The organism is Streptomyces radiopugnans (assembly GCF_900110735.1).
In the GTDB taxonomy this organism is placed as follows: Bacteria; Actinomycetota; Actinomycetes; order Streptomycetales; family Streptomycetaceae; genus Streptomyces; species Streptomyces radiopugnans.
Window position 1 is genome coordinate 270,270 of sequence record NZ_FOET01000002.1, and the last position, 11,360, is coordinate 281,629.

General features: G+C 68.4%; 5 protein-coding genes. All 5 read left to right on the forward strand.

Annotated features, from left to right (window positions below; all coding sequences use genetic code 11):
- Positions 1–138: 138 nt before the first annotated feature.
- The 5 genes from BMY40_RS06085 (at position 139) to BMY40_RS06105 (ending at position 11,290) form a co-directional block, all read left to right on the forward strand.
- Positions 139–2,310: an N-6 DNA methylase gene (locus BMY40_RS06085; RefSeq protein WP_093656788.1), complete on the forward strand. Its 2,172-nt coding sequence runs from the start codon at positions 139–141 to the stop codon at positions 2,308–2,310.
- 115 nt (positions 2,311–2,425) lie between these two features.
- Positions 2,426–4,417: a type I restriction-modification system subunit M gene (locus BMY40_RS06090; RefSeq protein ID WP_093656236.1), complete on the forward strand. Its 1,992-nt coding sequence runs from the start codon at positions 2,426–2,428 to the stop codon at positions 4,415–4,417.
- Positions 4,414–5,718: a restriction endonuclease subunit S gene (locus tag BMY40_RS27950; protein WP_093656238.1), complete on the forward strand. Its 1,305-nt coding sequence runs from the start codon at positions 4,414–4,416 to the stop codon at positions 5,716–5,718. The genes BMY40_RS06090 and BMY40_RS27950 overlap by 4 nt, the downstream gene beginning before the upstream one ends.
- Entirely contained in the window at positions 5,715–8,897 is a 3,183-nt protein-coding gene (locus BMY40_RS06100) for a type I restriction endonuclease subunit R (protein WP_093656240.1), read from the forward strand. Before BMY40_RS27950 ends, BMY40_RS06100 begins: the two co-directional genes overlap by 4 nt.
- A gap of 134 nt (positions 8,898–9,031) precedes the next feature.
- Positions 9,032–11,290 (forward strand): AIPR family protein, encoded by a 2,259-nt coding sequence (locus tag BMY40_RS06105; protein ID WP_245769889.1) that lies wholly within the window; start codon positions 9,032–9,034, stop codon positions 11,288–11,290.
- Positions 11,291–11,360: the final 70 nt, after the last annotated feature.

Below are 11,360 nucleotides of genomic sequence, written 5' to 3' on the forward strand. Positions count from 1 at the left end.
AAGCGCCAACATCAAAGCACGTCAGTGAAAGCACTGTCCAACGGCTTCCATGAGTTGACGCATGCTGTATGGTGTGACCACGCCGACCATCGGAGCCAGGACCGACCCATGCCGCAGTCATCCGCACCATCCGCCCAGGTGACAGCCGCCGAGATCTCCCGCATCGCGGGCGTCACGCGCGCCACCGTCAGCAACTGGCGCCGCCGGCACGACGACTTCCCCGCCCCCTCGGGCGGTACGGACAGCAGCCCGCTGTACGACCTGGAGGAGGTCCGCGCCTGGCTCGCCTCGCGCGGACAGCGCACGGCCGCCACGCCCAGCGGGGAGCTGCGCACCACCCTGCGCCTGCGCGAACCGGCCGGCGCGGGCACCTCCGACCTGCTCCTGCTGGTCCTGGCAGCCGCCCGCCGCCCCGCCGACGACCTCACCGGCCTGCTCGCGCTGCCCGACGCCGACTTGGTGGAGCGGGCGAACGACGCGGCGGCCGGGGTCGCGGACGTGGTGCCGGGCACCGAACCCGTCCGGTTCACCGCCGCGGACACCGCCGTCCTGCGCGCCCTGCTGCTCTGCGTCCGCGACGAGGGCGCGCAGACGGCGCTGGGCGTACTGGCCGAGCGGGAGCTGGAGGACAGCGCCGCCAGCGGCGTCTACCGCACCCCGGCCCCGCTCGCCGACCTGCTGGCCCGTCTGGTCCCCGGCTCCCCGGCCCGCGTCCTCGACCCCGCCTGCGGCAGCGGCACCCTGCTGTCGGCCGCCGCCGCGCGCGGCGCGCGCGAGCTGTACGGGCAGGACAGCCTCCCCGTCCAGGCCCGGCGCGCCGCGGTCGGCCTGAGCCTGACCGCCGGGGAGGGCGTGGACGTCACCGTGCGCACGGGCGACAGCCTGCGCGCCGACGCCTTCCCGGACCTCACCGTCGACGCCGTGCTGTGCAACCCGCCCTACGGCGACCGGGACTGGGGCCACGACGAGTTGGCCTACGACTCGCGCTGGGTGTACGGCTTCCCACCCCGCGCCGAGTCCGAACTGGCCTGGGTCCAGCACGCGCTGGCCCACCTCTCCCCCGGCGGTCACGCCGTGCTGCTCCTGCCGCCGGCCACGGCCGGCCGCGCGTCGGGCCGTCGCGTACGGGCGGAGCTGGTGCGCAGCGGGGCGCTGCGCGCGGTGATCGCGCTGCCAGCCGGCGCGTCGGTGCCGCTGCACGTCGGGCTCCAGGTGTGGGTGCTGCAACGGCCCGAGCCGGGCGGCCCGGAGCGCAGGTCGGTGCTGTTCGTGGACACGGCGGCGGACACGGCGACCAGTACGGGCGCGACGGCGGCGACCGCGCGGACACGGGGCGGCGGCCGGTCAGCCGCCCTGGACTGGGAGGGGATCACGGCGCGTGCCCTGGACGCGTGGCGGGCGTTCGCCGAGAACCCGGACACGTTCGAGGGCGAGCCCGGCGTCGCGCACGCGGTCGGCCTGGTGGACCTGCTGGACGACGTGGTGGATCTGACGCCGGCACGCCTGGTGCGGGCATCACGGGCGGAGGTCGACCCGGCGGCGCTGTCGGCCGAGGCCGACGCCGCGCGCCGCGGCCTCGTCGAGGCCGCGCGCTCCCTCGCGCGGACGGCGGGCCGCGAGGGCTGGAGCGCCGCGGACGCCACAGCCCGCGAGTGGCGGACGGCGACGGCCTCCGATCTCGCCCGCGGCGGAGCGCTCGCCCTGCTGCGGTCGCAGCCGGAGAGCGCACGCACTCGGACACAGGCCCCGGGTGGCGGAACCGGCGGAGGCGGGCGGCCCGGGACGCGGGCGGTGCTCACCGCCTCGGACATCGCCACCGGATCGGGCCCCACGGGCGACCCGGCGGGGCTGCACGACGACACCGCGCCCGTGATCGCCGCCGGGGACGTCCTCGTCCGGGCGATCGCGAGCACGGGCGGCCCGATGGCCCGGGTCGCGGGCGAGGAGGATGCCGGGGCGCTGCTCGGCCCCCACGTCCACCTCTTCCGGCCGGACCCGGCACGCCTTGACCCCTGGTTCCTCGCCGGATTCCTGGGCGCGGAGGAGAACATCGCGGGCGCGTCGACGGGAAGCACAATCCTGACCGTCAACCCCGGCCGGTTGCGCGTGCCCCTGCTGCCGCTGGAGGAACAGCGGCGCTACGGGGAGGCGTTCCGGCACGTGCACGAGCTCCGGGCGGAGGCACGGCGGGCGGTCCTGCTGGCGCAGGAGACGGCACGGCTGCTGGCGAGCGGACTCACCGGCGGGCAGCTGCTGCCGTCGCGGGCAGCGAACGAAGTACGCGGCCGGGGTGGCAATTCGCCTCATTAGGCACGCGGCTTCCCATACATGGACCACACTTGTCGGACCGTCCCGGCCGGCCGATCGAATCGGCTCGGACCGGGCGGTGGGGTCGGGACATTTCGGAAGGATTCCGGGGATTCAGTTGAACAGCAGCAAGCACACGGAGTTGGCGAACCACGCGTGGTCCGTCGCCGACCTCCTGCGGGGGGACTACAAGCAGTCCGACTACGGCAAGGTCATCCTGCCGTTCACGGTGCTGCGGCGACTGGAGTGCGTGCTGGAACCGACCCGCGAGAAGGTCACCCAGATCGCGGAGCAGTACAAGGACAGCGACATCGACCCGGACCGCTTCCTTCGCCGGGCGGCGGGCCACGCCTTCTACAACAGGTCCGGCCTGACCCTGAAGAAGATCGCCGCGGACCCGCAGAACGCGGCCAAGAACCTCGCGGTGTACGTGGGCGCGTTCTCCGACAACGCCCGCGGCGTGCTGGACCGCTTCGAGTTCGCCCAGCAGATCAAGCGGCTGGACGGCGCGGGGCTGCTCTACCAGGTCATCGGCAAGTTCACCGACCTGGACCTGCGCCCCGAGACCGTGCCCAACCACAACATGGGCTACATCTTCGAGGAGCTGATCCGCCGCTTCGCCGAGCAGTCCAACGAGACGGCCGGTGAGCACTTCACCCCGCGCGAGGTCATCCAGCTCATGGTGCGCCTGCTGGTCGCCCCGGACGGCGACGCGCTCCAGCTCCCGGGCGCGGTGCGCACCGTCCTCGACCCGGCCTGCGGCACGGGCGGCATGCTCTCCGCGATGGACGACCTGATCACGGAGCTGAACCCGGACGCCACGGTGGAGGTGTACGGGCAGGAGCTCAACCCCGAGTCCTGGGCGATCTGCCGGTCCGACCTGATGATCAAGGGTCAGGACCCGGAGAACATCGCCTTCGGCAACTCCTTCTCCGACGACGGCCACGCCCGCAAGACCTTCGACTACATGCTGGCCAACCCGCCGTTCGGCGTGGAGTGGAAGAAGGTCAAGGAGGACGTCGAGGCCGAGCACAAGACGCTCGGCGAGGCCGGCCGCTTCGGCGCGGGCCTGCCGCGCATCAACGACGGCTCGCTGCTGTTCCTCCAGCACATGATTTCGAAGATGAAGCCGGTCGACGTGGACGGCGGGGGCGGCTCGCGTCTGGCGATCGTCTTCAACGGCTCGCCGCTGTTCACCGGCGCGGCGGGCTCGGGCGAGTCGGAGATCCGCCGCTGGATCCTGGAGAACGACTGGCTGGAGGGCATCGTCGCCCTGCCGGACCAGCTCTTCTACAACACCGGCATCTCCACCTACTTCTGGATCCTGACCAACCGCAAGAGCCCGGACCACAAGGGCAAGGTCGTCCTGCTGGACGCCCGCGACCAGTGGCAGAAGATGCGCAAGTCGCTGGGTGACAAGCGCAAGCAGCTGGGCACTGACCACATCGCCACGGTGGTCAAGCTGTACGGCGAGGCCCTGGCCGTGGCGGACGACGCGGACCACCCGCTGCACGGCAAGGTGAAGGTCTTCCGCAACGAGGACTTCGGCTACCGGCGGATCACGGTCGAGCGCCCGCTGAAGCTGCGGTTCGAGGTGACGGAGGAATCACTGGCGGCGCTGGAGGCGTCCAAACCGATCCAGAGGCTTGAGCAGGCTCCGCTCCTGGCCGGCGCCTTCAAGTCCCTGATGGGCACGCGCTGGGCCACGAAGCAGGAGGCCTGGCTCGCCCTGAAGGACGCGGTGGTCCAGGCCGGCGGGACGTGGCCCACAAGCGCCCCGTTCTACAAGGCACTGCGCGAGGTCATCGGCGTCCGGGACCCGGAGGGCGAGGTCCAGCTCGTCAAGGGCCAGCCCGAGCCGGACACGGAGCTTCGCGACTACGAGAACGTTCCGCTGGGCGAGGACGTCGAGGAGTACCTGGCACGCGAGGTCCACCCGCATGTCCCGGACGCGTGGATCGATCACAGCAAGACCAAGATCGGCTACGAGATCCCGTTCACGCGGCACTTCTACGTGTACGAGCCGCCGCGGCCTCTGGCGGAGATCGACGCGGAGTTGAAGGCGCTGGAGGCAGAGATTCAGGGACTGCTGGGGGAGGTTACGGAATGAGTAACGCCATTCGGCTACGTCACCTCGCGCGGATCAACCCCGGCACTCCGGCTTTCGACACGTTGCAGGACGACGACGAATTGACCTTTCTCCCCATGGAGGCCGTGTGGCCGGGCAGCCGCCTGGACATCTCACAACGCCGCCCTAAAAAGGCAGTATCGACCGGCTACACGCGTTTCCAGAACGGTGATGTCCTGGTCCCAAAGATCACCCCCACGTTCGAGGCTGGCCGTGCGGTTCTAATCCAAGGACTGCACGGAGGTGTCGGCGCCGGAACCACCGAACTCCACGTGGTGCGCGCTGGCAAGGACATCGACCCGAGGTTCCTTCTCTACGTCGTTAATACGCACAATTTTTTGAAGCTCGGTGAGGCCGAAATGTACGGCGTGGCTGGCCAGCAGCGCGTACCGGACGAATTCCTACGCGATCTGCCGGTATCGCTACCATCGCTGGAGGAGCAGCGCCGCATCGCCGACTTCCTCGACGCCGAAACCGCCCGCATCGACCGGCTCGTCGAGCTTCGTAACAGGACACTGGCGCTGTTGACTGAGCGGATGACCAACCGGTTGGACGCTGCTGTCCGCGGTGTTGCCGCGTCTGGCCCCAAGCGTCTTGCGGACTACTCACCGCTCGGTGAAGTCCCTCTCGATTGGCGGCAGGGGCGCCTTCGGTCCGTCGATTGCGATGTACAGACCGGTCCCTTCGGAAGCCAGCTGCATGCCGAGGACTACGTAGATGCCGCATGGCCCGTAGTGAACCCAGCAAACATCACACCAGCCGGCCTGGTTGCCGACAACCAGGTAACTGTGTCCGATAAGGTTCGGGCACATCTAGAGCGGCACATTCTTCGTGCTGGTGACGTCGTGTTCGGGCGACGGGGAGAGCTCGGACGGGCGGGGATCGTGACGGAGGCCCAAGAGGGTTGGGTCTGCGGGACCGGGTCACTACGCGTTCGGTTCGCGAAAGGAGCCTTCCATCCCGGGTATCTGAGGCGTTACCTCGCAATCCCGGCGGTGCGACACTACTTCCAGCTCCAGGCTATCGGCAGCACGATGCCCAACCTCAACAGCAGCATCCTCCTGAACATGCCCCTCTTGCTTCCAAGTCCTTCGGAACAGGCTGAAATTGCGGAGAAGTGCGCAGAGATCGAAAGCCTAGCAGCGAAGCATCGGCTGTTGGTGGAGCGCCAGATGCAGCTCTTCCTCGAACGCCGTCAAGCCCTCATCACAGCCGCCGTAACCGGCCAGTTCGACGTATCCACCGCCAGCGGCCGCAACGTGACCGAAGGAGTCTCCGCATGAGTCCCGTGCACGACGAGTCGTCCTTCGGGTCCGCCATCGTCGCCGCGCTCTGCGAGCGCGGCTGGCGGGAGGCGAACCCGGAGAACTACCAGGCCGATCTCGGCCTGGACACCAACGAGCTGTTCACCTTCATCGGCACGACGCAGCCCGACGAGTGGGACGAACTGCTCACCGTCTACGGCGGCAACCCCAACGAGGCGCAGCGCGGTTTCGCGCAGCGCCTCGACCGGGCCATCGCCGACGACGGGCTGCTCCACGTCCTTCGCAACGGTGTGAAGGACCGCGGGGTCCTGCTCCGCGTGGCCTACTTCAAGCCCAACCTCATCTCCGCCGACTCCGTCCTCGACGGCTACCGGGCCAACCGCCTCACCGTCGTCCGCGAGCTGCCCTACGCCACCAAGCAGGCCGACTGGGGGCACCGCCTGGACCTGACCCTGTTCCTCAACGGCATCCCCGTCGCCACCGCCGAGCTGAAGAACCCGCTCACCGGCCAGGGCGTCGAGCAGGCCAAGGAGCAGTACCGGACCGACCGCGACCCGACCGAGCTGATCTTCACGCGCCGCGTCATCGCGAACTTCGCGGTCGACCCGGACCTGGTGTTCGTCACCACCCAGCTCCGTGGCAAGAGCACCCGGTTCCTGCCGTTCAACACCGGCTCCAACGGCCCCGGCCAGCCCGGCGGGGCCGGGAACCCGGAGCCCGCCGCCCCCGGCACGTACGCCACCTCGTACCTCTGGGAGCAGGTCTGGCAGCGGGACAACTGGCTCGACCTCCTCCAGCGCTTCGTGCACCAGCAGAAGCAGAAGACGCCCGGCGGCGGCACCACCAAAACGACGATCTTCCCCCGTTTCCACCAGTGGGACGTGGTCCGCAAGCTCACCGCGCACGCGTCCGTGCACGGCGCCGGCCAGAACTACCTGGTCATGGCCTCGGCCGGCTCCGGCAAGTCGAACACCATCGGCTGGCTCTCCCACCGCCTGAGCGACCTGCACGCCGACACCGACCCGGCCGCCCTCGACCCCGAGGCCGTCGCAGGAGGCCGCATCAAGCCCGGCGAGCCCGTCTTCGACAAGGTCGTCGTCATCACCGACCGCCGCAACCTGGACGCCCAGCTCCGGGAGACGGTCGGCGGCTTCTCGCAGACCGACGGCCTGGTCGTGAAGGTCGACGAGAAGCACGGGGCGAAGAGCGAGCAGCTGGCCCGCGCCCTCTCCCGGGACACCGGGAAGATCGTCACGGTCACCCTGCACTCGTTCCCGGCGCTGCTCGACTACATCAAGCGCAACCCGACCGAGATCAAGGGCACCCGCTTCGCGATCATCGTCGATGAGGCGCACTCCTCCCAGTCCGGTGACGCCGCCACCGCCGTGAAGTCCGCCCTCCGCGACCTCGGCCTGGACGCCGACTCGGACGACGAGGGCGCGACCAAGGTCACCGTGGAGGAGAAGCTGAAGGCGAAGGCGGTCGAGCGCTCCCGGGCCGCCAACCTCTCCTACTTCGCCTTCACCGCCACCCCCAAGGCCAAGACTCTCGAACTCTTCGGGACGGAGGGCGTGGAGAACGGCAAGACCGTCTACCGCCCCTTCCACACCTACTCCATGCGCCAGGCCATCGAGGAGGGCTTCATCCTCGACCCCCTGCGCAACTACGTCACCTACAACACCTACTGGAAGCTGGCGAACCTCAACCGCGACGAGAAGGAGGTCGACCCCTCCAAGGCGAACAGCCTGCTCGCCCGGTTCGCGCTCATGCACGAGCACACGGTGTCCCAGCACGCCCAGGTGATCGTCGAGCACTTCGTCGCCCACACCCGCGGCCGGCTCGGCGGACGGGCCAAGGCCATGGTCGTCACGGCCTCCCGCCAGTCCGCTGTGGAGATGGCCCGCGCCATCAAGAGCTACATCGCCGACCGCGCGTACGACACCAAGTACCCGGACCTCGGCGTCCTGGTCGCCTTCTCCGGCTCCCTCACCATCGACGGCGAGGAGACCACCGAGAGCAAGGAGAACGGCGGTCTGCCGGAGAGCGCGCTGCCCAAGGCGTTCGCCTACACCCGCGCCGACGACAAGGCCGCGAAGGCCGGCGGCAAGGGGCAGCGGGAGTACCGGATCCTGGTCGTCGCCGAGAAGTACCAGACCGGCTTCGACCAGCCGCTCCTGACGACGATGTACGTCAACAAGACGCTGACCGGTATCGCCGCGGTGCAGACGCTCTCGCGCCTCAACCGCACCGCCGACCGCAAGTCGCAGGCGGACCTGGCCGTCCTGGACTTCGTCAACGAGGCCGAGGACATCCAGGACGCCTTCCGCCCGTACTTCGAGGAGGCACACACCCTGCCCTCCGACCCGAACCTCCTCTACACGGCCCAGAGCCGGGTCATGTCCGCGCCGATCGTCTCGGAGCAGGACATGGACGCGTTCGTCGCCGCGTACTTCGAGGCGCAGGAGAAGGCGGGCGGCTCCCAGGCCAAGTGGGAGAAGCTGCACGCCGAGCTGTACCGGCTGCTCTCCCCCGCCGTCACCCGCTTCAGCGCCCTCCTGGAGAGCGAGGAGGAGGACGGCGTCGAGACGGCCGAGGAGTTCCGGGCCCACCTCAACGACTACGTCCGCAAGTACGGGTTCCTCGCGCAGATCGTCCCCTACCAGGACGCCGACCTTGAGCGGCTGTACCTGTACGGGCGCTACCTGCTCAACCGGCTGCCCCGCCTGGCGGACGGCGGTGTCGACATAGGCGAGGTCGACCTCAGCCACCTGCGCGTGGAGAAGACCGGCGAGCACGACAAGTCCCTGGTGCCCGAGGGACCGGCCGAGCTCAGGGGGTTCGGTGACGGGGTCGGCGGCGGCATGGAGGCCGAGAAGTCGCTGCTGTCGGAGCTGATCGAGAAGTTCAACGCGAAGTTCGGCACGGAGTTCACCGAGGAGGACGTCCTCCCGGCCTTCAACGCGACGAAGAAGGACCCGAAGGTCCGGGCCGCCGCCCTCGTCAACGACGAGGAGAACTTCGGCGTCGTCTTCGACAAGAAGTTCGAGGAGAACATGATGGACCACGTCTCCACGATCGACACGCTCGGCAAGCGGTACTTCGGCACCGACCGGGACTTCAAGTCCAACCTCGACCGCAGCGCCCGCCGCGCGGCCTGGCGGATGATCCGCCGGGAGGAGGGCCTGGACGACTTCTGACAGCGGCCCGGCGAATGTGGACGGGTTTGCGGGCTGCACCGCGTTTCATGACCGACGGATTCACCTCCCCATCGACAGCACCTCGGCATCCAAAGCAGTGGGCCCCGGCGCCACCCCGAGGCGGCACTCGGACCATGGAGTCGCCCACGTTCCGACCGACAGCACGAAAAGCATCCGCCGACTCCGTCGGCGGACCATCATGGAAGATCAACGCTGAACTGCGTCAAGGGACGCAGCGCACGGCACTGGGGAAAGAGTTGGAAGAGACGGAACGCAGGGCCGCAACGGCTCCTATCCATATCCACCAGATCCGCACTGCGCTTCTGCAGCAGTACGAGGGGCTCATCTACGACAAGGACCTCAGAGGGTACGACCAGCAGGGCTACGAGCAGCGGTTCCTTTCCCGTGCGTTAACGGCGGCTGCTGTACGCGAAGTGACCGGCTGCGACCACAAGACCGCCGGCGCCTCTGTCATCGACGGTGAGGACGACCAGGGCATCGACGGCGTGGCGGTCACCGAGGGCACGCAGGAGGTCTGGCTCGTTCAGGCCAAGTGGAGCGACGACGGCAAGGGCAAGCTCGACACCAACGCGGCACACAAGCTCATCGCCGGTCTCCGCCTCATCGAGCAGCGGAGTTTCGACCGCTTCAACGACCGGCTGGAGCCGATCGCCGCCCGTGTCAACGCAGCGATGCACGACGCCCGGCTCAAGGTGACTCTGGTGATCGCCGTCATGGGTGTGGGGACGCTCAGCAAGGAAACCACCAACGTTCTGGAAGACGCCCGGAACGAGTTCAACGGACTCGGCCCGGTCCTTGAGTACCGCGTGGTCCACGCCGCGGACATCCTCCGGCAGATCCGTGAGGACCTCTCGCCCGAGCCTGTACGGGTGACCGTGCGGATGACGAACTGGCTCCGGCGGAACACCCCGCTCACCGCTTACCAGGGAACGGTTCCGGCCGGCAATGTCGCCGAGTGGTACCAGGCGTATGAAAGCCGTTTGTACGAGCAGAACTTGCGCCAGTCGCTCGGTACCACCCGAGTCAACTCGGGCATGCTGAGCACCCTGGTGAACGAGCCGGAGAACTTCTGGCTCTTCAACAACGGGGTGACGGTGCTGTGCGACCAACTCGAGGAGGAGTGGCCGGGACGCCGCCGTCCGGACGAGCCCGTGCACCTGCGCATCTCGGGGGTCAGTGTCGTAAACGGCGCACAAACCGTCGCGGCGGCACATCGCGCCATGAAGGCGTCCCCCGAAGCGGTGGAGGACGCCGAGGTCACGGTCAAGGTGATCGTCGTCGACAAGAACATGACGGATCTCGCACAGCGCATCACCGAGACGACCAATACGCAGAACCACGTGGAGCAGCGCGACTTCATCGCCCTGGACGAGGTGCAGGCGATGATCCGCGAGGACTTCATGCTGTCCCTTCAGAAGTCCTACGTGTTCAAGCGTGGTGAACCCGACCCGGCGCCGGACGAAGGTTGTTCGGTTGTGCACGCCGCCATCGCCCTGGCTTGTGCGCACCGCAGCACCGAACTCGCCGTACGGGCGAAGCGGGACACAGACCTTCTCTGGGAGCGCGGCAACAGAGGTGCCTACCCGCGCCTCTTCGGAGAGCGGCCCAGCGCCTTCCAGATCTGGCGTTCGGTACTCGTGCACCGTGCTGTGGGTACCGCTCTCAACGAAGAGCGCAAGCGTTTCCAGAAGCGCGCCTCCGACGTGAGCCAGCGGGGTGACCTGCTCATCACCCATCTGGTCTTCCAGCTTCTCGACCAGGATCGCATCGACGATCCGGAGTACGACTGGGACACAGCATTGCGGGAGGTTCCCGCGCTCACCAATCGGGTCCTGTCCTGGCTGATCCACCACATCGACGCGGAGTACGGTTCCAACTCCTTCCTCAGCGGGACACTCACCGACGCCGGGCGCTGCAAGCGACTTGCCGAGCTGGTACTGCGTGACGCCCAACGTGAAGGGGTCATTCCCGACCTGCCGACGATCTACAAGGCCACCAAGGGAAGCAAGCGCAAGCCACGCCGCCCCAACGCCGTGCCCACCCTTGTGGACAACGGAACGATCAAGAACGGCACGCCGGTCCGGCTGCGCCTGTGGAACAAACCCGAGATCGAAGCGCTCACCCCCTGGCTCGCGGAGGACCCCCGACGTGGCGAGGCCACTTGGGTGAACGACCGGACGCGGTGCCTCGTATGGGCGGTCGACGGGAAGGCCTACTCGCCGACCCGCCTGGTCCTGAACCTCTACGAACTCGCCGGCTGGCAGGAGGCACCCGTGGCGGTGCAGGGGCCGGCACGCTGGACGCTGGACGGCACCGCCACTCTCTCTGATCTCGCACGAGCACTACACGACGAGCAGGCCGAACAGGAGTGAGTACAGGTTGTGCCGTAGCGCGTGCTGCGGCACAACCTGCTCACTCGCTGTGCAGCACGTGATCGGGTAG